Genomic DNA, 19791 nt, shown 5'->3' on the forward strand with positions numbered 1-19791 from the left:
GGACTTTATGGATAATCAATTTACACAATTCAATCTAAAACCAGAAATCATTACGGCTTTAGACGAGATGCACTTTACAAAACCAACGGCGGTTCAACGCCGTGTGATTCCAGCCATCAACGCTGGTAAGAGTGTTATCGGACAATCACAAACAGGGAGTGGGAAGACTCATGCCTTCTTATTACCACTTTTAAATAAGTTAGTCCCTGAAAAAGACGAAGTTCAAATCGTCATCACAGCCCCTAGTCGGGAATTGGCTTACCAAATTTATACGGCCGCTGAATTAATCACAAAGCATATGACTGGTGATATTCGGATTGGTCGCTACGTTGGTGGGACTGATAAACAACGTCAAATCGAAAAATTACAACAACATCAACCACAAATCGTGATTGGGACACCTGGTCGGATTTTAGATTTGATCACAAGCAAGGCACTTAAGATTTATACAGCTAAAACATTAGTGATTGATGAAGCTGATATGACGCTTGATATGGGCTTTTTGAAGCCAGTTGATAATATTGCAAGCCGGTTACCAGAAGACTTACAAATGATGGTCTTTTCAGCAACGATTCCTGATAAATTACAACCGTTCTTACAAAAATACATGCATAACCCAGTAATTGAAGAAGTGAAGAATGAAACGATCATTAGCCCAACGATTGAAAACTGGTTGGTGCCAACTAAGGGTAAAGCCCTCAATCAAACAATCTATTCATTAATCACAATGGGCCATCCATTCATGGTCTTGATCTTTGCAAATACCAAGAGCAAGGTTGATGACATCCATCATTATCTCCAATCACAAGGGTTGAAGGTTGCTAAGATTCATGGTGATATTCCACCACGTCAACGGAAACGGATTATGAAGGAAGTTCATAATCTTGATTATCAATACGTTGTGGCGACTGATTTAGCCGCTCGTGGGATTGATATCGAAGGGATTAGCATGGTCATCAATGCCGAAGTACCACGCGAAGATTTAGAATTCTTCGTGCATCGTGTGGGTCGGACAGGCCGGAATGGTCTTAAGGGCACTGCGATTACACTTTATGGTCCAGATGACGAACAAGCTGTTGCACAAATCGAAGCAATGGGGATTAAGTTCACACCCAAAGCCTTTAAAGATGGCGAATTGGTGACTTCTTATGACCGTAACCGTCGTAAAAAACGGGTTGCAACAACGCATGAATTAGATGTTAACTTAAAAGGCTTTGTTAAAAAAGCCAAAATCAAGCGTAAGCCTGGTTACAAGAAAAAGATTAAAGAAGCAATCCAAAAAGATGCGCGTCAAAAACGTCGGATTGAACAACGTGTTGAGATGCGTGAACGTAAGCGTAATAATAAGAAACAAAATCAAAAATAATAACCGTTAATGAGTTTATAAATGAGGTGTTGTCATGGTACATGAAAATGACTTGCAATTACCAAATTGGTTACAACTATCGGAACAAGCCCGGCGCGCTAATTTTGGCCAGGTTTTACGGTATTTTGTCAGCCCGCTAGTTACCATTGAAGGGATTCAACCGGAAGTGGTCCAAGCTGGTCGATTAACGTTTAAGACATACAGTGCTTGGTTTTCGGGTGAGCAATTTATCTTCATTCCGGCACAATCAGCTGTTAGTTTAGGTTGGTCATTGGGGGCGGATAAACTGGCACCGAGTGAATGGTTTGCCCAAACTAATCGGCAACTGGCTGCTAACGAAGGCCAACTTTGGGCGGATAAAACGGATGTGGATACTTATATTGACCAACTCACGACACCGAGTCGGATGGTTAATATGCCAGCTTTATTGGTAGCTCGAGAGTCCGTCCCAAGTGGCTGGTTAGCGCAAGGGCGCTATTCATCAATCACACGACATTTTACGGGCAATCAACTGTTCTTCAGTCGCTTTCAAGCTGAGATTCAAAATGGGTTATACCGAGCACAGCCGGAGACACCGTTGTTAGAGACGGCACACTTAGTGTTACGACTTTTGGCAGACCAACAAGGCTATCAGGTTTTTGAAAAAACGCCGTTCACACAACAGCAACTCAGACAAGCATTGCGGCAACAAGGTTTTGATTTTGTCAGTGTTGATCAGTATGAATGGTTAAGAAGTGCGGGTGTGCCAACGTTATGGCCGACTGGCAATCACTTGCCACAACCAACGGCCGTATCAGCGGCTTCGTTTGGTCTAGATTTTGCGGCTGACCAACAGGCGTACGAGTTGACGACTGATCCACTTATTTACAAGGGTGGGCCGTGTGTCACTGGTGGTCGCTATCAACTTGAACGTCAGTTACCTAGCTCGCCATTTTATGAATCAGGCGTGCCAACTGCGTTGATGGGCAATACTGATCTTGCGACGCGTTATCGGCGCACAATCACTGTTGCACTCGAGTAGTTGACAAGTGGTGAATTATTTTCTATACTTTTGAAGTGCTGGGATATACGTTAATCACTAGAACGACAGGAACAAGACCCTTGACTGAGAGGTGTTGACGACGGATTGACGCGCTCCCCAACGCCTAAATAATTGAATAAACTCATAAAGAGGTTAACGACTAACATCGTTGCAATCAAGGTGGTACCGCGCTTTTGCGTCCTTGAATTTGCAGCGGTGTTTTATTTTTTTTAAGGAGAAAATGATATGAAACAACTAACAAGCGCCCAAGTGCGCCAAATGTTTTTAGACTTTTTTAAAGAAAAAGGCCATGATGTTGAACCAAGTGCCTCATTGATTCCAGACGATGATCCAACGCTATTATGGATTAACTCTGGGGTTGCCACTTTAAAGAAATATTTTGATGGCCGTGTTGTGCCTAATAATCCGCGGATCACGAATGCGCAAAAGAGTATCCGAACCAACGATATTGAAAACGTGGGTAAGACTGCCCGTCATCATACATTCTTCGAAATGCTCGGTAACTTCTCTGTTGGTGATTACTTTAAAGAAGATGCCATTCCTTGGGCTTGGGAATTCTTAACAAGCGACAAGTGGATTGGCTTAGATCCTGAAAAGCTTTACGTGACGGTTTATCCTAAGGATAAGGATGCACACCGCATCTGGCATGAAAAGGTTGGTTTGGCAGAAGACCGAATTATTGAAGTTGAAGATAACTTCTGGGATATCGGTGAAGGTCCATGTGGTCCCGATTCAGAAATTTTCTACGATCGGGGTCAAAGTTTCAACAATGTTAGTGAAGACGATCCTGAAAACTATCCTGGTGGCGAAAACGAACGTTATCTCGAAGTTTGGAATATCGTGTTCTCAGAATTTAACCATTTACCAAACGGTGAATATGTCGAACAACCACACAAAAATATTGATACGGGGATGGGTCTTGAACGACTTGTCTCAGTGATTCAAGAAGCCCCAACTAACTTCGAAACAGATTTATTTATGCCATTGATTGAAGCCACAGCTGCAATGAGTGACCATAAACAATATGGTCAAAATGCTGCTGACGATATTTCATTTAAGATTATCGCAGATCACGCACGGGCCGTTACCTTTGCAATTGGTGATGGCGCAATGCCAGCTAACGAAGGACGCGGTTATGTGCTCCGTCGATTAATTCGGCGGGCTATCTTAAACGGTAAGAAGTTAGGCATCAACGACGCTTTCATGTACAAATTAGTCCCAATCGTTGGCGAAATTATGCACAGCTATTACCCAGACATCTTAGAGCAAAAAGACTTCATTGAAAAAGTGATCCGTTCTGAAGAAGATCGTTTCCGCGAAACTTTAAATGATGGCTTACGCTTATTAAACCAAACAATCGAAGCCGTTAAAGCTGAAAATAAAACTGAAATTAACGGCGCAGATGCCTTCAAACTCTTTGATACATTTGGTTTCCCAATCGAATTAACAACTGAATATGCTGAAGATGAAGGTTTAACCGTTGATCAAGCTGGTTTTGAAAAAGAAATGGCTGCTCAAAAAGCACGTGCTCGTAATGCACGGAGCGATGAACAATCAATGGGCTCACAAAACGAAGTCTTATTAAACATCAAGACTAAGAGTGAATTCACAGGTTATAATGAATTAGAAACTGAAAGTCGTTTGGCAGATATCATTCAAGATAATGCTGAACAAGAAAGTGTGACAACCGGCGTGGCGCAATTAGTCTTTGAAGCAACACCATTTTACGCTGAAATGGGGGGACAAGTGGCTGATCAAGGGATTATCAAGAATCTTGCCGGCCAAGTGGTTGCGGAAGTCACAGACGTCCAATACGCACCCAATGGCCAACCTTTACACACGGTTAAAGTGTTAAAAGAAATGATCAGTGGTGTCCACTATACCTTAGCTGTTGATCCAACCTTTAGAAGTGGCGTAGTTAAGAACCATACGGCAACTCATTTATTGGATCAAGCACTAAGAGATGTTTTAGGCGAACATACCCATCAAGCTGGTTCATTAGTGGAACCTGATTACTTACGTTTTGATTTCACTAACTTGGGCCAAGTGACACCAGATCAATTAGCTGAAGTAGAACAAATCGTAAACGATAAGATTTGGGCAGCTCTTCCAGTTAATACGGTTGAAACGGACATTGAAACAGCTAAACAAATGGGGGCCATCGCGCTCTTTACCGAAAAATATGGTAAAACAGTTCGTGTTGTTCAAATTGGAGATTACTCAATGGAACTTTGTGGTGGGACACATGCTAACAACACTTCAGATCTTGGCTTATTCAAGATTACCAGTGAGTCAGGTATTGGCGCCGGCACACGTCGGATCGAAGCCGTTACTTCTAAGGCAGCCTTTAAATATTTAAATGACAAACAAGTGCTTTTAAATGAATTAGCTGGTGAATTAAAAGTTGCCCAAACAAAGGATCTTCCTAAGAAGATTCAACAATTACAAGCGGATTTAAAAGCAGAACAAAAAGAAAATGAACAATTAAAAGCTAAATTTGCACAAGAACAAGCCGGCAATGTTTTTGGAAATGTTGTTGAAGCAGGTCAATGGCGCTTAGTAGCCGCTGATGCAAAGGTTGCCGGGGTGAATGAATTACGGCAATTAGCGGATCAATGGCAACAAAAACAAATTTCAGACGTCTTAGTGCTCGCAACTGTTGCGGGTGACAAGGTTAGTTTGATTGTGGCCGTCGCTCCAGATGCGATTAAAGCGGGTATTAAAGCCGGTGACTTAATCAAACAAATCGCCCCACTTGTTGGTGGTGGCGGTGGTGGCCGTCCTGATATGGCGCAAGCTGGTGGTAAAAATCCAGCTGGGATTCCAGCTGCCTTGGCAGCTGCTAAAGAATTTTTAGCTTAATCATCAAGGAATAAAGTTGATTAGTTTTAATCAGCTTTATTTTTTTGCAGAAAATAGCACGTTGGGTTTGAATTGTGGTATAGTGGATATTCAGCGTTACGACAACCGAGTGATGCGAGTTGTACTTTTATAGATTTTCGAGTAGAATATGGTTGTATAAGTAGCGAAAAGTTGAGGTGTTGAGAGATGAATCTAGATAAAACAGTCCATTTTGATTTTGGTAAGAATAGTCCTAAGAATGTGCATGAAACATTGGTAACGGTCTACCAAACTTTAGAAGATAAGGGCTATAATCCTATTAACCAGATTGTCGGCTACCTGTTATCAGGGGATCCTGCTTACATTCCACGCTATAACGACGCTCGTAACTTAATTCGTAAGCACGAACGAGATGAGATTATCGAAGAACTCGTGAAGAACTATCTTGATAAGGGGAATACTAAATAATGCGCTTAATGGGATTTGATGTCGGTTCAAGAACCGTCGGTATTGCTGTGAGCGATTTATTTGGTTGGACCGCCCAAGGTGTTGAAATCATTAGAATTAATGAGGATGAATCTGAATTTGGTTTAGACCGAGTGAAGGAACTCGTTGCGCAGCACCAAGTAACGGGCTTTGTCTTAGGATTACCTAAGAATATGAATAATTCAATTGGCCCGCGGGCGGTTAAGGCTCAGGAATACGGTGCGATGTTGACCGAATTATTCCCAGAAATCCCAGTTGATTATATTGATGAACGACTAACAACTGTTCAAGCTGAGCGAATGTTAGTGGAACAAGCCGACACCTCACGAAAAAAGCGTAAGCAAGTGATTGATAAACTTGCTGCGGTAATGATTTTGCAGAACTATTTGGATGCTAAAGGGCCTTTGACCAAACAAGGGTACTAGCAACCAGTTAATGAATGAGATAATTAAATATTAAGGGGTTTTGATGAATGACTGAAACAAATAAGAACATCCACCAAGAAGCAGAACAAGAAATTACTTTAATCGATGATCAAGGTAACGAAGAATTATACCAAGTGCTCTTTACTTTTGATTCTGAAGATTATGGTAAATCATATGTCCTATTATACCCAGCAAGCTCAGCTGAAGACGAAGAAGTCGACATTCAAGCTTTCGCTTTCACATCAGACGTTGCAGGAGACGCCAGCCAAGGCGATCTTTTCCCAATTGAAGATGATGAAGAATGGGAAATGGTAGAAGAAGTCCTAAACACATTCTTAGCAGACGACAATATGCAATAAAACAGAGTGCCTCTCAAGCTTGATCAGATTTTGAGCATTAGCATAGGTTGTCAGATTAGCGATATAATCGCTAATCTGACAACCGGCGCTAAGCGCAGAAATCTAGCTTGGGAGGCACGTTTTAATTAGACCATGCTACAAAAATAGGGATCAAGACGCTAAATCGTCTTGGTCCCTATTATCTTGGTGAGCGTAAAGCCTGTGCTTTTTTAGTGTTAATAAAATGTAATTTAGCAAATTGGCCTAGGTAGGCCAAACCGCCTTGATCCAATAAATCGGCCGCAATTTTGTCAATCGATTTGTGTGCCCCGACTGGGATGTCACGTCCAGCGCGTTTGGAAAGCTCAATCATTGATAGGTTGGCTTGATGGCGGGCGATAATCGAAGCGGCTGCGACCGCAAGATGAAACTGTTCTGCTTTAGTTGTGAAGTAGACGTTATCACGCAACACCACTGGTTCGTCTTTTAAATAACGATAGTAAGTGGCACGGGGTTCGAATTGATCGATTAAAATGCCTTGAGGTTGATCCGGTTGAATTTTCTTCAAGACTTTTAAGAGGGCAAAGTTATGGCTGACCGCCTTCATTTTTTCGATATTCATTTGTTCGTGAACTTGGTTATATTTTTGCGGCATGATATTGACGATATGATAAGGCAGTTTGGTCATCATTTTAATCGCCATTTGATCAATCTGAGCGTCAGTTAAGGTTTTGGAATCAGCGACGCCTAAATTGCGAACAAAGCTGAGATTTTCCTGACTGACATAGACGGCGGCAATCGTCAGTGGGCCAAAGTAACTACCATTGCCGACTTCGTCTGAGCCGATAACCGACCAGTTAGCAAAATCGGGTGGTAGTGTGTCACCTTTGGCAGACCCCTTAGTAGCCTTACTTTGCTTAGCGGGTGCTAGCGGGCCCCACTTAGCAGCGGCGGCCTCAGCGGTTGGCCCTTGAAAAAGCACTTTGCCGGAGCGATAGCCGGTAACGTTCAAACCGTTGCCACGGTGGGCAAAAACGGCACCAGGTGGTAGGGGACGATTGGACGGATAAGTTTGTTGAATTGTTTTTAATTGTGCCGGGGTCATTTTTATCACAGCTTGCATGCGCCATCCTCCTCAATGAATGGTAAAATAAGATATTAATGGTAAAATTGCTACTTCTCCTTATTTCATGATAAAATAGTTCAGTTGAAGTAGCAAATTTTATTTGCAATGTCTGAAGCTGGTTACCAGAAATAGCTGGTTGGCCGGATAGTGATGAATCATATCAAATTAAAAGCGCGGTTAAGGGGAAATTATGCTAAGTCTAATTATTATCTTAATGTTGTTACATGCGATTTATACTGGGATGCGCCGGGGAATTGTCTTACAGGTCGTTTATGCAATTGGTTATTTCATTGCCTTTTGGATTGCGGTCCCATTAAGCAAGACGCTCGGCCCTAAATTAAATTTGTTAGTACCATATCCATCGGCAACCGAAGAAAGTTACTTTGCTTTTTTCCAACAGAAGGTGGGGTTATCACTCGATAAGGCCTTTTATATCGGTGTGGCCTTTGTACTAATCATGTTCATTAGTGGCTTGATTATCCGCTTTATTGGCTTGTTGTTGAATTCATTAACATTTATGTACGTTTTCAGCCGTTTTAATAAAGTTTTAGGCGGCATCTTAAATTTCATGGTTGTTTATATCGGGATTTTCTTAGTATTGTATGTCTTAGCCTTAGTACCAGTTGATGGGCTACAAACCATGTTGGCCCATTCGTGGCTTGCTAAGATGATGGTGCTTAAAACACCACTATTAACCTCACTTGTGACACAATGGTGGATAGTTGGTTAACATAGCTGTAAGGGGCTGACGAAGGTCGCCCCTTTTTTAGAAGGAGTTAACAGAAATGAATCATAAAATATTAAAAACATTAGAGTACGACAAAATTAAGCAAATGTTGCAAGGCTACGCGATTACAGCGTTTGGCCAAGAACAAATTGCAACTTTAGAACCGATTAATGAAGCCGATTTGATTCAGATTCGCTTAAACCAAACCAAAGACGGTGTTGATATTGAACGGCTAAAAGGTGGCATCCCATTGCCCCAATTGGAAAATATCAGACCACATTTAAAACGGATCGAAATCGGAGCCATGTTAAATGGGAGTGAGCTCGCTCAAATCGGGCGCGTTTTACGCGCAACGTCTGCCGTGGTTCGTTTCTTTGAGGACTTGGAAAAAGACGAACTCGAATTAAAAGCTTTACCTGAATTGGTGGCACAATTTGTCACGCTACCGCAATTAACCGAACGGATTAGAAGCTCGGTGGCTGATGATGGTGCCATTTTAGATACTGCTTCAACCAAGTTACGCGGCTTAAGAACGGGCTTGAAGCAACTAGAAGGCCAGATTAGAAGTCGGATGGCTAGCTACACGCACGGCGCGAAAGCTAAATATTTAAGTGATCCGATCGTGACAATTCGTAATGACCGCTATGTAATTCCTGTTAAACAAGAATACCGTGGTCAATTCGGTGGAGTGGTGCATGATCAAAGTGCCAGTGGTCAAACCCTATTTATGGAACCCCAAGCGATTATGGAATTAAATAACCGTCTGCGCCAATTACAGATTGAAGAACAACAAGAAATCGAACGGATTTTGGCGGAATTATCAGAAGCCATTATGCCAGAACGCCACAATATTTTAGCAAATGCTGAATTATTGGGCCAACTCGATTTCGTGAATGCCAAAGCGCAACTGGCAAAAGCCTTAAAAGCAACGGAACCTTTGATCAATCCGGAGAATCATGTTGATTTAAAACAAGCCCGCCATCCTTTAATTGATGCGGCTAAAGTCGTGGCCAATGATATTGCGATCGGTGCGGATTACCAGGCAATTGTGGTGACAGGTCCGAATACCGGTGGTAAAACCATTACCCTTAAAACACTGGGCTTAGTCCAAGTAATGGCCCAATCAGGCTTATTTATCACGGCGCGTGAAGAAAGCCAAGTTGGTGTCTTCTCAGATATCTTTGCTGATATTGGTGATGAACAATCAATCGAACAGAACTTGAGTACTTTCTCAGCACATATGGAAAATATTATTCAGATTCTCAAACAAATTGATGATCGGAGTTTAGTGCTATTAGATGAATTAGGGGCCGGGACTGATCCGCAAGAAGGGGCTGCTTTAGCGATTGCCATCTTGGATCAAATCGGGATTGTCGGAGCTAACGTGGTGGCGTCAACCCATTATCCTGAATTGAAGATTTATGGCTACAACCGACCACAAACCATCAATGCCAGCATGGAATTTGATGTAGCGACGCTACAGCCAACGTACCGCCTTTTAATCGGGGTCCCTGGTCGCAGTAATGCGTTTGATATTTCCACACGGCTTGGTTTACCAAATTCAATTGTCGCTCAAGCTAAACAGTTAATGAACGATGAAAGCCAAGATTTGAACAATATGATTACCGATCTTGAAAATCAACGGAAGGCAGCCGAAACCGAATACCAAGCACTACGGCATGAATTATCAGAAGCGACTGATCTGCACCAACAACTCTCAACAGCTTATCAACAATTCTTTGAAGACCGCGAAACGGAAATGACGAAGGCCAAAGAAAAAGCAAATGCGATTGTCGAAAAAGCTGAAGTCAAAGCGGATAAAGTCATCACTAAATTGCGTGATATGCAAATGAATCAAGGGGCACAGATTAAGGAAAATCAATTAATCGACGCCAAGGCTGAATTAGGCCAACTACATCAAGAAACGACCTTGAAGAAAAATAAAGTGCTCCAACGGGCTAAACGACGTCAAACGCTTAAAGTTGGCGATGACGTATTAGTCACGTCTTACGGCCAACGAGGGACTTTAATGCGCCAAATTGATCCGAAAAATTGGGAAGTCCAAATGGGCATTATCAAGATGAAGATTGCCAGTGACGATTTGGAAAAACAAAAAGTCGTTGAAGATAACCGACCACAACGCCATGTGACAACCGTTAATAGCGGTGGTGCGCGCCATGTTAAAGCGCAATTGGATTTACGGGGCAAACGCTATGAAGAAGCAATGGCCGAAGTGGATCAATATATTGATGCGGCACTATTAGCTAATTATCAACAAGTCACGATTGTCCACGGTAAAGGAACTGGTGCGATTCGTCAAGGGGTTCAAGAATACCTCCAAGCCAATCGTCAGGTGAAGAAGTACGAATATGCACCAGCTAATGCTGGTGGGAATGGTGCCACCATTGTGACATTTAAGTAAGCTGATTAAAAACTCGAAAATGGGTGGTTGCCAAACCTATTTTTGAGTTTTTTTAATTGTCTTTCAATAGGTCAAGGTGTAGACTAAAAGTAAGCAATTGGTTTTACACAACTAATTATAGGAGGTGCGGTTATGGTAGACGTTTTAACGGATAAAGATTTTGAAGCAGAAACAAGTCAAGGGGTTGTTTTAACAGACTTCTGGGCGACTTGGTGTGGTCCTTGTCGGATGCAATCACCTGTTATTGAAGAATTAGCACAAACAAATGATAAGGTTAAATTTACAAAGATGGACGTGGATGCTAACCCAGAAACGCCAGCAAAATTTGGGATTATGGCAATTCCAACATTGATTGTCAAAAAAGACGGTCAAGTTGTCGAAACAATTACGGGCTTCCACAATAAGGCACAATTAACAGAAACATTAGCTAAATATACTGATTAGAGCACAGAAACGATTGGAAACATGCGTTGAAAAGCGTCTCTAACAACTGCAGGACCAGGGGGAGAATTTCTTTACCGGGTCCTTTTTTAGTCCCCCATAATGTGTGACAAAAATGTTAGTGGTGGTTATTAAATCGGTGTGGTACCTTTAATAAGGTAATATAGTGGACTAATCAGAAAACAAGAGAAAGAAATGGTGAAAATGGGACAAAAAATCCTTAATTTTTGGCAAAAACCAGTTGTCAATTTCATTGGCAGAACGATTATATATTTTATAATTCTCTTAATTTTACTCTACCTGTACGACTACAGTGGTATTGGTAGCCCTAAATTTATTTATAATGAATTTTAGTTTAATGAAGGAGCGTAATGGTGATGACAAATAGCATTATTCAAAAAATTGATACAATTGCGATTGAACAACCGCAAACCGTGGCGTATCAATACGGCCAAATGCAGTATTCATATGCGGACTTAAAAGTTGCATCTGATCGAATCGCTGCGTTTATCCAGGACCAAGCATTGCCTAAAGGCGCCCCAGTGATTGTTTTTGGGGGCCAACAGTTCGAAATGGTGGCCACATTCTTAGGTGCTGTAAAAGCGGGCCATGCCTACATTCCGGTTGAACAACACTCAGATGCAGAACGCATTCAACAAATTGAATCGGTTGCTAAACCAGCGGCGGTTCTATCATGGGCGTCAGCTAGCCAAATTGAGGTTGACATGCCGGTCTTCCAAGCTGATACATTAGCGGACGTTGTGGCAAGTGGGGCAACAGATTATGATGCCCAACAAAGCGTCCAAGGGGATGATAACTTCTATATCATTTTCACTTCTGGGACAACCGGCTTACCAAAAGGAGTTCAAATTAGTGAAAACAACCTTTTGAGCTTTGTCGACTGGGCGAACCCAGCCTTTGGAGTTGCCGATAATAGTCGGGTCTTAATTCAAGCCCCATATTCATTTGACTTATCAGTCATGGACCTTTATCCAGGGCTTTGCTCAGGCGCAACATTGGTGATTTTAGAAAAAGAAATTACGGATAACTTCAAAACCTTATTTGAAGTATTACCAACCTTGAAGATTAATGAATGGGTTTCAACCCCATCATTTGTTGAAATCTGTTTACTTGCACCAACGTTTGATAGCGAACATTATCCAGAACTGCGTGAATTCGTCTTCTGTGGTGAAGAATTAACGCATCAAACGGCTGAAAAATTAATTGCACGGTTCCCAGCAGCTAAGGTCTTCAACACTTATGGCCCAACCGAAGCAACGGTTGCGATGACTAGTATCGAAATTACTGCTGATGTTCTCGCACAGTATGACCGTTTACCAATTGGGTATACGAAGCCAGATACGCAGACGGTTGTCGTTGATGAACAAAACAACGAAGTCGCACCGGGCCAACCTGGTGAATTATTGATTAGTGGGCCGAGCGTTTCGAAAGGTTACTTAAATAATCCTGAAAAAACGAACGCCGCCTTTTTCGAAAAAGACGGCCAACGTTTCTATCATTCAGGCGACTTAGTGGTTGCCGATGACAATCAATTGATTTTCTATAAAGGGCGGACGGATTTCCAAGTTAAGATGCATGGTTATCGGATCGAACTAGAAGAAATTGATCATCACTTAGGTCAATTAAAACAAGTTAAACAAGCCTGCACAGTACCGCGTTACAACAAGGCCCACCAAGTAACGCAATTAATTGCTTACGTCGTGCCCGCTGAAGACCAAGTGGGGGATGCGACATTAACAAAAACGTTAAAAGCAGCCCTGGCTGAAAATACAATGGCCTACATGATTCCCCAACGTTTCGTCTATCCAGAAAGTTTACCATTATCCGTCAATGGTAAGGTTGACCGCAAAGCGTTGATTAAAGAGGTAAATGGGAATGCCTAATTTACAACCATACGCCAATCCTAATTACTTCATTATTTTAGGAATTGCGCTAGTGCCGCTAATCATTGGTTTTTTAAATGGTAAACGGTGGCATATCTATGAAACACTTGTTTCACTGCTCTTTTTAGTCTTAATCTTTGACGGTGATAAGATTAATCAAGGGTTAGCTTTAATCGGTTACGTGCTATTCGAGGGGGCCTTGATTTGGGGCTACACCGTATATCGTCAAAAACGTAATAGTACAGCGTTATTCGACCTAGCGGTTGTCCTGGCGATTATGCCGCTAGTGATTGTTAAATTCGTCCCATTTTTAAATCCAGGTCGGAATTCGATTATTGGTTTTTTAGGGATTAGTTATTTAACCTTCAAAGCTGTCGGCATGATTATGGAAACCCGTGATGGGAGTATTAAGAAGTTTGAACCATGGTTGTTCTTACAATTCATGTTATTCTTCCCAACCATCTCATCTGGTCCGATTGATCGTTACCGGCGCTTCAAGAAGGATTATCTAAAAGTGCCTGAACGTGATCACTATATTGATATGCTGGGAAAAGCCATGCACAACTTCATGCTAGGGTTTGTGTATAAGTTTATTCTGGGATACGCGTTTGGAACCTTGTTACTGCCTAAAATGGCGCACTTAGCTATGGCCAGTCGTGGTGGTTTCTTGGATATTTCATGGGGCCTTGTGGGTTACATGTATGTCTATAGTATGTATCTATTCTTTGATTTTGCGGGTTACAGTTTATTCGCAGTGGGGACGAGTTATGTGATGGGGATTGAAACACCAATCAACTTTAACAAACCATTTTCATCACCGAATATCAAAGAATTCTGGAATAGATGGCATATGACACTATCATTTTGGTTTAGAGATTACATTTATATGCGACTCGTTTTCTTCTTGATGAAGCATAAAATTACTAAGAATAAAGTCTTGATTGCCAACCTTGGTTATTTAACGTTATTCTTACTGATGGGCTTTTGGCACGGGTTAACCTGGTATTACATTGTGTATGGTTTATTCCATGCCATTTGGATTATCCTAACAGATGTCTGGTTACGCTTTAAGAAGAAACATAAAGATCACATTATCAGCAACCGGTGGACTAATTATCTAGCCATCTTTGCAACTTTTAACACAGTATGTTTAAGTTTTTTAATTTTCTCAGGCTTCTTGGACCGACTCTGGTTCCATTAAGACCAAACAATTGAAGGAGCGTTTTAATCATGGATGTAGAAAACACAGTAGTAGAAATTTTGGCAGATTTAACAGGTAACGACGATATCAAAGATAATATGGATTTAGATTTATTTGAAACAGGCACATTAGATTCGATGGCTACGGTTCAATTATTACTTGAATTACAAGGTCAATTAGATATCGACGTACCAGTTTCAGAATTTGATCGTAACGAATGGGCAACACCAAACAAAATCATCGCTAAAGCAAAGGAATTGCAATAAGATGTTTAAGAAATTGTGGCTGATTTTTGGGCCAGTGTTAATTGCCGGTGCGTGCTTAGGCGCGTTATTATTATCGCCATTTCGCTTTAGTCATCCAAGCGCCAAGACTTTATCGACAGCAGCGACATCAATGTCAGCCAATGTCATTAAAGGCGAGGCTATCAAGGATGCTGCGTTTAATGCGGATTATATTCCTGTTATCGGTTCTTCCGAGTTGTCACGAATGGATGCGTTACATCCTTCCGTCATGGCTGAAAAGTATAATTGGCAAAATAAACCATTTTTAATTGGCGCACCTGGCACACAGTCATTAACACATTTCTTATCCCTTCAAGCGACAGGGCAACACCTTACGGGTAAGAAAGCGGTCGTGATCATTTCGCCACAATGGTTTGTACCACAAGGCGTTAAATCAGAAATGTTTGATTTCTTCTATTCGCCACTGCAAACGTCATACTTCTTAATCCACGCTAAGGATTCAGCAGCAACACGCTATGCAGCCAAACGAATTCTCGATTTAACGAGCGATACAACCAGTGGGGTAATGCGGGATGCATTAAAGAACAAGGCTTTGGGCTTACCGCTAACAACGGTGCAAAAAGTGTATATCAATAACATTAAACGCCCAGGCCTACAACAACAGGATCAACTCTTCAGTCAATTATTTATTCACGGTCGTGAAAAGGAATTGGCCAAAGGGTTGAAGGTCTTACCAGATCAACAAGATTTACAAACCCTTGATCAGGTGGCGACAACGCTTGGTCGCAAAGCAACTGCGGGTAACCCGTTTGGGATTCAAAAGAAATTTTATGAACAACGGATTTTACCAAACCAAGCAAAATTAAAGGGTGAACAAAGTCATTTTAACTATGAAAGTTCACCAGAATTTTCGGACTTCCAGTTGATGCTCGATTTCTTTGCACAGCACAAGATGGCAGTGCAATTTATCATTCCACCGGTTAATGCGCGGTGGGCAGCTTATACTGGTTTATCACAAGATATGTTAAATAACTTCTCGACAAAGATTTCTTACCAATTGAAATCACAAGGGTTTAATAATATTGTCGATATGACCAAAGATGGTAACGAAGATTACTTCATGCAAGATACGATTCATCTAGGCTGGCGTGGTTGGTTGAAGGTTGACCAACATGTTCAACCATTCATGGCAACTAAGCAGGCTGGTAAAGTATCTTATAAATTATCAGATGACTATCTAGATCGCTCATGGCAAGATGTTGCTGGTGATCAAGTGAAAAATTTTGAAGAATAAACTAAAAAAGCGTGCTGACGACTGTCAGCACGCTTTTTTAGTTGCACTTCTTATTTAATGATCTTCAATACCGATTGAATCATTTCTTCGTACGCGATGGGACCTTTGTACATCCAACTTGATGATTTGTCATAACTATAGAGTTGTTTATTCTTAACAGCTTTGACGTTTTGCCAGATGGGTTCTTTGAACATAGCGGCCCCGCGGTCGCTGTTAACTAGGAAGATATAGTCGGCATCTAATTCAGTTAGTTTTTCGAGCGAAACTGGCATCCAGTCAGCGGTTGCGTTTTTAGAAATTGTTTTTACCAAATCAGGTTCTTTTAAACCGAGGTCTTGATAAAGAAGCGCGCCACTTGCGGCGTGATCATTGACCATGAAAGCTGAGTTATTCGTGACCCATAAAACCGCGGCTGATTGATTAGGCGCTTTTGTTTGGATTGTTTTTTTAGCGCTGGCTAATTTTTGGTCATAGTCTTTTAAAACGGCTTGCCCCTTATCTTCTTTGTTGACCGCTTTAGCCACGTCTTTTAATTGGGTGCGCCAGTTGACTTTAGCGCCATTTTTAACAACGTAAGTCGGTGCCAGTTTGTTGTATTGGGCATACTTACCACCTTGAACAGCACTGTTGTCACCCACTAGAATCAGATCAGGTTTGGCTTTGGCAACCGCTTCAAACGGTAAATCGTAGTTGATAGTGGGGACATCTTTTAAGTATTTTGCAAGATAGTCTTGGCGACTGGTCCCGTTTTTGACGGACCATTGGACCACCGGTTTGATATCGAGCGAAACAAGATAATCTTCTAGATATGAACCAATCACACGCTTAGGGTGTGTGGGAACGCTTACCTTATGTTGCATACTATCGGTTAATGACCGGGTTTGTTTCTTAGGGGCTGCTTTAGCTTGGCAACCAGCTAAGACGACTAATGATGCTAATCCTAAAATGGCGATAATACGACTTGACTTTTTCATGAGTTTCCTCCAAAAATATAATTGAGAACTATTCTCATTATCGAATGATTATAGTCCAACTGTCAAGTTGTTTCGGAATTTTGATATTGTTTTCTCATATAAGATTGTTATCTGAGAAATGTTTTCTTATAATAAGTAAGAGCTGTTAATCGGGCGAAAGGTGAGCGGAATTATGGCAATTTTAGAAACACAACAGGTCAGTGTCGGGTATAGTCGGCGCTTAATTATTCAGGACTTATCGATTAAAATTCCTCAAGGTCAGATTACAACCTTAATCGGGCCAAATGGGAGTGGTAAGTCAACTTTGATACGGACGTTAGCCCATTTGTTGAAACCGTCTTCAGGGACGGTCCTGCTGGCAGATCAGGCCTTAGCGACTAAGACGCCTAAAGAGATGGCCCAAGAAATGGCGTTATTACCCCAGGTTGGGGAATTAACGACTGATTTATCGGTCTTTGATTTAGTATCGTTTGGACGGCTACCGTACCGCCAACAGTTTAGACCATTATCAACAATTGATAAAGAAAAAATCGAATGGGCAATTAAACGCACGGGACTGAGTCAATTTAGGGCGCGTCTTTTGAGCACCTTGTCAGGCGGACAACGCCAACGGGCTTGGATTGCGATGGCTTTGGCGCAAGATACGGATATTTTAATATTAGATGAACCAACCACTTATTTAGACTTGACCCACCAATTGGAAATTATGTTATTGATTCAGGAATTAAATCAGATTGAAGGCCGGACTATTATTATGGCGTTGCATGATCTAAACCATGCAGCCCGTTTTTCAGATCATTTGATTGCCCTAAAAGATGGGCAATTGCAGGCTAGCGGAACAGTCAATGAGGTGATGACCCGGGATAATTTACGTCGTATTTTTAACATTGATGCGACATTAATTGAACATGACGGGCGCCCCTTAATTCTAACTTACAATCGCTGGTCAAAAGGGGAACTGGGACATGATGAATAAAAAATTCGGTTTTTCCTTAGTGATTAGTTTGATTCTGTTAGCCATTTTGATGATTGTCAGCATTCGCTATGGTGCGGCCCAGACAACGATGGCGACGGTCTATCATGCGGTTTTCGATTATCATGCAAGTCAATTACCACAAGCTGTGATTCATGAAATTCGCTTACCGCGAGTTTTAGGCGCTGCTTTAATTGGCGCTAGTTTGGCTGGTAGTGGCCTGATTATGCAGGAACTGACGCAAAATCCATTAGCTGATTCTGGCTTATTAGGCATTAACGCAGGTGCGGGGTTCATGCTAACAATCAGTTTCATCGTGTTACCCAAAGCGACACCACAACAAACCGCTATCTTTGCTTTAATTGGCGCCGCGTTGTCGGCGTGCTTAATCTTAGCCATTAGTCTAGCTAAAAAGACGCAGAAAACGGCGACGGTTGTCTTGGCTGGGATGGCAATTAGTAGTTGTCTAGTGGCCTTAAGTGAAGGCTTATCTTTAATGACTCAACTTAAACGGGATTTAGCGTTCTGGCACTTTGGGGGCGTCGCGGCGATTACTTGGACGCAATTAACACATTTAGGACCGTGGCTAATTGCTGGCTTGCTGGCAAGCCTCTGTTTGGCACCGCAACTGCGTTTATTACAACTAGGCGATGAACTTGTATTGAGTTTAGGCCGCAAGACGAGTGTTGTCCGCTTATTAGGGTTTATCTGTGTGATTATTCTAGCGGGTATTTCCGTGGCCTTAGTCGGTTCCGTGGCATTTGTGGGCTTGATGGTGCCACATATTACGCGGTACTTGGTTGGTTATGATGTACGCCAGGTGATGCCAGTCACGTTATTATTAGGGGCTAGTCTGGTCGTAGTAGCGGACTTAATTTCACGGACGATTAATCCCCCACAGGAGATTCCCTTTGGGATTATGATTGCCTTAATTGGCGTGCCATTCTTCATCTATCTAGCAAGAAAAGGGGCGAGTCAAGCATGAATATGACGATGAAACGTTATCGGTGTTGGCTCGTCGGGCTAGTGATATTACTAGTCGTGACGACTCTAGTTAGCTTACAAACAGGGCAATTGGCGATTGGGCCCCAAGCAATCGGCCGATTATTGATTGGTCAGGGCCAAGCACAGGATGCATTAATCTTGGTTGATTTTCGGATGCCGCGGATTATCATTGCGATTTTAGTCGGCTTTGCGCTAGCGATTGCTGGTGAAGTCTTACAGAGCACGACGCAAAATCCATTAGCCGATACTGGTTTTTTAGGTATTAATGCCGGTGCGGGGATTGCGGTTTTATTATTTATTACGTTTGCTGCTGATCAGAGTAGCCAAATTTTCATATTACCGGTATTAGCTTTGATTGGCGCACTAGTGAGCGCAGTGGTAATCGTGATCGGCGCGTATCAAAAGTCGGTGGGGATTACGGCCAATCGCTTGTTACTGACTGGGGTAGCGGTCTCGACCTGTTTTTCAGCATTGATGGTCTTATTAACCTTGAAGTTATCCCCTGATAATTATCAATTTGTAATGACTTGGCTAGCGGGCAGTATCTGGGGCAGTAGTTGGCCATTTATCTGGGCACTATTGCCGTGGTTATTGGTAACCGTGCCATATATCTTCAGTAAGTGGCAAATCTTGGATGCTTTTGTCTTAACCCCCGATAACATGCGTTCATTGGGGATTGATTTTCAAAAGCAACGGCTGTACTTGATTGGGGCCGCCGTAATTTTGGCGGGTGCCAGTGTCTCAATCAGTGGGGGCATTGGTTTTATTGGCTTGATTACACCGCATATTGCCCGCAGAATTATCGGGTACAAGCACCGTTATCAATTACTATTGACGGGACTTTTAGGCAGTTGTTTTTTATTAGTTGCTGATACCTGTGGGAAGTTAATGAGCCCCACCGCCGAAATACCAGCCGGGATTATTGTCGCCTTAATCGGCGCCCCTTATTTTATTTATCTATTGATCAAAACGAAATGAAAG

At 42.1% G+C, this 19791-nt stretch carries 19 protein-coding genes; 17 read left to right on the plus strand and 2 right to left on the minus strand.

Annotation, left to right across the window (positions count from 1 at the left end):
• Positions 1-7 precede the first annotated feature (7 nt).
• From C0213_01915 to C0213_01940, 6 genes are all read left to right on the plus strand, one after another.
• Positions 8-1366 carry an ATP-dependent helicase gene (locus tag C0213_01915; protein ID AUX11243.1) on the plus strand — a complete coding sequence of 453 codons (1359 nt, stop codon included), beginning with the start codon at positions 8-10 and terminating at the stop codon, positions 1364-1366.
• A gap of 34 nt (positions 1367-1400) precedes the next feature.
• Entirely contained in the window at positions 1401-2387 is a 987-nt protein-coding gene (locus tag C0213_01920; protein ID AUX11244.1) for a hypothetical protein, read from the plus strand.
• 246 nt (positions 2388-2633) lie between these two features.
• Positions 2634-5270, plus strand: coding sequence for an alanine--tRNA ligase (locus C0213_01925; GenBank protein ID AUX11245.1), 2637 nt, complete (start codon positions 2634-2636; stop codon positions 5268-5270).
• Positions 5271-5456: 186 nt separating this feature from the next.
• Entirely contained in the window at positions 5457-5717 is a 261-nt protein-coding gene (locus tag C0213_01930; protein AUX11246.1) for an IreB family regulatory phosphoprotein, read from the plus strand.
• Complete coding sequence (locus tag C0213_01935) at positions 5717-6160, plus strand: Holliday junction resolvase RuvX (GenBank protein AUX11247.1); 444 nt, start codon at positions 5717-5719, stop codon at positions 6158-6160. Before C0213_01930 ends, C0213_01935 begins: the two co-directional genes overlap by 1 nt.
• Positions 6161-6207: 47 nt before the next feature.
• On the plus strand, positions 6208-6519 hold the full coding sequence (locus C0213_01940) for a DUF1292 domain-containing protein (GenBank protein ID AUX11248.1): 312 nt from the start codon (positions 6208-6210) through the stop codon (positions 6517-6519).
• Positions 6520-6697: 178 nt separating this feature from the next.
• Here C0213_01940 and C0213_01945 read toward each other — a convergent pair whose 3' ends face one another.
• Positions 6698-7621, minus strand: a complete 924-nt coding sequence (locus C0213_01945; protein ID AUX11249.1) for a ribonuclease HIII — start codon at positions 7619-7621, stop codon at positions 6698-6700.
• Between the two features lie 193 nt (positions 7622-7814).
• On the opposite strand from C0213_01945, the gene C0213_01950 reads away from it, so the two are divergent.
• The 8 genes from C0213_01950 to dltD all read left to right on the plus strand — a co-directional run bounded on the left by C0213_01950 (position 7815) and on the right by dltD (position 15858).
• Complete coding sequence (locus tag C0213_01950) at positions 7815-8354, plus strand: colicin V production protein CvpA (protein ID AUX11250.1); 540 nt, start codon at positions 7815-7817, stop codon at positions 8352-8354.
• Positions 8355-8409: 55 nt separating this feature from the next.
• Positions 8410-10773 carry an endonuclease MutS2 gene (locus C0213_01955; protein AUX11251.1) on the plus strand — a complete coding sequence of 788 codons (2364 nt, stop codon included), beginning with the start codon at positions 8410-8412 and terminating at the stop codon, positions 10771-10773.
• A gap of 132 nt (positions 10774-10905) precedes the next feature.
• Complete coding sequence (trxA, locus tag C0213_01960) at positions 10906-11217, plus strand: thioredoxin (GenBank protein ID AUX11252.1); 312 nt, start codon at positions 10906-10908, stop codon at positions 11215-11217.
• Between the two features lie 201 nt (positions 11218-11418).
• A complete protein-coding gene (locus C0213_01965) occupies positions 11419-11568 on the plus strand; it encodes a teichoic acid D-Ala incorporation-associated protein DltX (protein AUX12794.1) in 150 nt (49 codons plus the stop codon).
• A 17-nt stretch (positions 11569-11585) separates the two neighbouring features.
• On the plus strand, positions 11586-13118 hold the full coding sequence (gene dltA / locus C0213_01970) for a D-alanine--poly(phosphoribitol) ligase subunit 1 (GenBank protein AUX11253.1): 1533 nt from the start codon (positions 11586-11588) through the stop codon (positions 13116-13118).
• Positions 13111-14319, plus strand: coding sequence for a D-alanyl-lipoteichoic acid biosynthesis protein DltB (gene dltB / locus C0213_01975; protein ID AUX11254.1), 1209 nt, complete (start codon positions 13111-13113; stop codon positions 14317-14319). Before dltA ends, dltB begins: the two co-directional genes overlap by 8 nt.
• A gap of 29 nt (positions 14320-14348) precedes the next feature.
• Positions 14349-14585 (plus strand): D-alanine--poly(phosphoribitol) ligase subunit 2, encoded by a 237-nt coding sequence (locus C0213_01980; protein ID AUX11255.1) that lies wholly within the window; start codon positions 14349-14351, stop codon positions 14583-14585.
• Between the two features lies 1 nt (position 14586).
• Positions 14587-15858, plus strand: coding sequence for a D-alanyl-lipoteichoic acid biosynthesis protein DltD (gene dltD, locus C0213_01985; protein AUX11256.1), 1272 nt, complete (start codon positions 14587-14589; stop codon positions 15856-15858).
• A 50-nt stretch (positions 15859-15908) separates the two neighbouring features.
• Here dltD and C0213_01990 read toward each other — a convergent pair whose 3' ends face one another.
• The gene (locus C0213_01990) at positions 15909-16832 is read right to left on the minus strand and encodes a ferrichrome ABC transporter substrate-binding protein (protein AUX11257.1); all 924 of its coding nucleotides are present in this window, start codon (positions 16830-16832) and stop codon (positions 15909-15911) included.
• A 172-nt stretch (positions 16833-17004) separates the two neighbouring features.
• Between C0213_01990 and C0213_01995 the strand changes: the two genes are divergently transcribed.
• From C0213_01995 to C0213_02005, 3 genes are read left to right on the plus strand one after another with little or no spacing between them, the layout of a single operon-like run.
• The gene (locus tag C0213_01995) at positions 17005-17808 is read left to right on the plus strand and encodes an ABC transporter ATP-binding protein (protein AUX11258.1); all 804 of its coding nucleotides are present in this window, start codon (positions 17005-17007) and stop codon (positions 17806-17808) included.
• Positions 17798-18790 carry an iron ABC transporter permease gene (locus C0213_02000; GenBank protein ID AUX11259.1) on the plus strand — a complete coding sequence of 331 codons (993 nt, stop codon included), beginning with the start codon at positions 17798-17800 and terminating at the stop codon, positions 18788-18790. Before C0213_01995 ends, C0213_02000 begins: the two co-directional genes overlap by 11 nt.
• Positions 18787-19788, plus strand: a complete 1002-nt coding sequence (locus C0213_02005; protein ID AUX11260.1) for an iron ABC transporter permease — start codon at positions 18787-18789, stop codon at positions 19786-19788. The genes C0213_02000 and C0213_02005 overlap by 4 nt, the downstream gene beginning before the upstream one ends.
• The last annotated feature ends 3 nt before the right edge of the window (positions 19789-19791 follow it).

Source organism: Latilactobacillus sakei (assembly GCA_002953655.1).
Lineage (GTDB): Bacteria > Bacillota > Bacilli > Lactobacillales > Lactobacillaceae > Latilactobacillus > Latilactobacillus sakei_A.

What these genes read in the sequence shown, in the direction of transcription:
- dltA (AUX11253.1), top strand. Translation starts at nt 11,586, where the DNA reads ATGGTGATGACAAATAGCATTATTCAAAAAATTGATACAATTGCGATT.
- C0213_01965 (AUX12794.1), top strand. Translation starts at nt 11,419, where the DNA reads ATGGGACAAAAAATCCTTAATTTTTGGCAAAAACCAGTTGTCAATTTC.
- C0213_01950 (AUX11250.1), top strand. Translation starts at nt 7,815, where the DNA reads ATGCTAAGTCTAATTATTATCTTAATGTTGTTACATGCGATTTATACT.
- C0213_01935 (AUX11247.1), top strand. Translation starts at nt 5,717, where the DNA reads ATGCGCTTAATGGGATTTGATGTCGGTTCAAGAACCGTCGGTATTGCT.
- trxA (AUX11252.1), top strand. Translation starts at nt 10,906, where the DNA reads ATGGTAGACGTTTTAACGGATAAAGATTTTGAAGCAGAAACAAGTCAA.
- C0213_01995 (AUX11258.1), top strand. Translation starts at nt 17,005, where the DNA reads ATGGCAATTTTAGAAACACAACAGGTCAGTGTCGGGTATAGTCGGCGC.
- C0213_01920 (AUX11244.1), top strand. Translation starts at nt 1,401, where the DNA reads ATGGTACATGAAAATGACTTGCAATTACCAAATTGGTTACAACTATCG.
- C0213_01915 (AUX11243.1), top strand. Translation starts at nt 8, where the DNA reads ATGGATAATCAATTTACACAATTCAATCTAAAACCAGAAATCATTACG.
- C0213_01990 (AUX11257.1), bottom strand. Translation starts at nt 16,832, where the DNA reads ATGAAAAAGTCAAGTCGTATTATCGCCATTTTAGGATTAGCATCATTA.
- C0213_02005 (AUX11260.1), top strand. Translation starts at nt 18,787, where the DNA reads ATGAATATGACGATGAAACGTTATCGGTGTTGGCTCGTCGGGCTAGTG.
- C0213_01925 (AUX11245.1), top strand. Translation starts at nt 2,634, where the DNA reads ATGAAACAACTAACAAGCGCCCAAGTGCGCCAAATGTTTTTAGACTTT.
- dltB (AUX11254.1), top strand. Translation starts at nt 13,111, where the DNA reads ATGCCTAATTTACAACCATACGCCAATCCTAATTACTTCATTATTTTA.
- C0213_01945 (AUX11249.1), bottom strand. Translation starts at nt 7,621, where the DNA reads ATGCAAGCTGTGATAAAAATGACCCCGGCACAATTAAAAACAATTCAA.
- C0213_01955 (AUX11251.1), top strand. Translation starts at nt 8,410, where the DNA reads ATGAATCATAAAATATTAAAAACATTAGAGTACGACAAAATTAAGCAA.
- C0213_01930 (AUX11246.1), top strand. Translation starts at nt 5,457, where the DNA reads ATGAATCTAGATAAAACAGTCCATTTTGATTTTGGTAAGAATAGTCCT.
- C0213_02000 (AUX11259.1), top strand. Translation starts at nt 17,798, where the DNA reads ATGATGAATAAAAAATTCGGTTTTTCCTTAGTGATTAGTTTGATTCTG.
- C0213_01940 (AUX11248.1), top strand. Translation starts at nt 6,208, where the DNA reads ATGACTGAAACAAATAAGAACATCCACCAAGAAGCAGAACAAGAAATT.
- C0213_01980 (AUX11255.1), top strand. Translation starts at nt 14,349, where the DNA reads ATGGATGTAGAAAACACAGTAGTAGAAATTTTGGCAGATTTAACAGGT.
- dltD (AUX11256.1), top strand. Translation starts at nt 14,587, where the DNA reads ATGTTTAAGAAATTGTGGCTGATTTTTGGGCCAGTGTTAATTGCCGGT.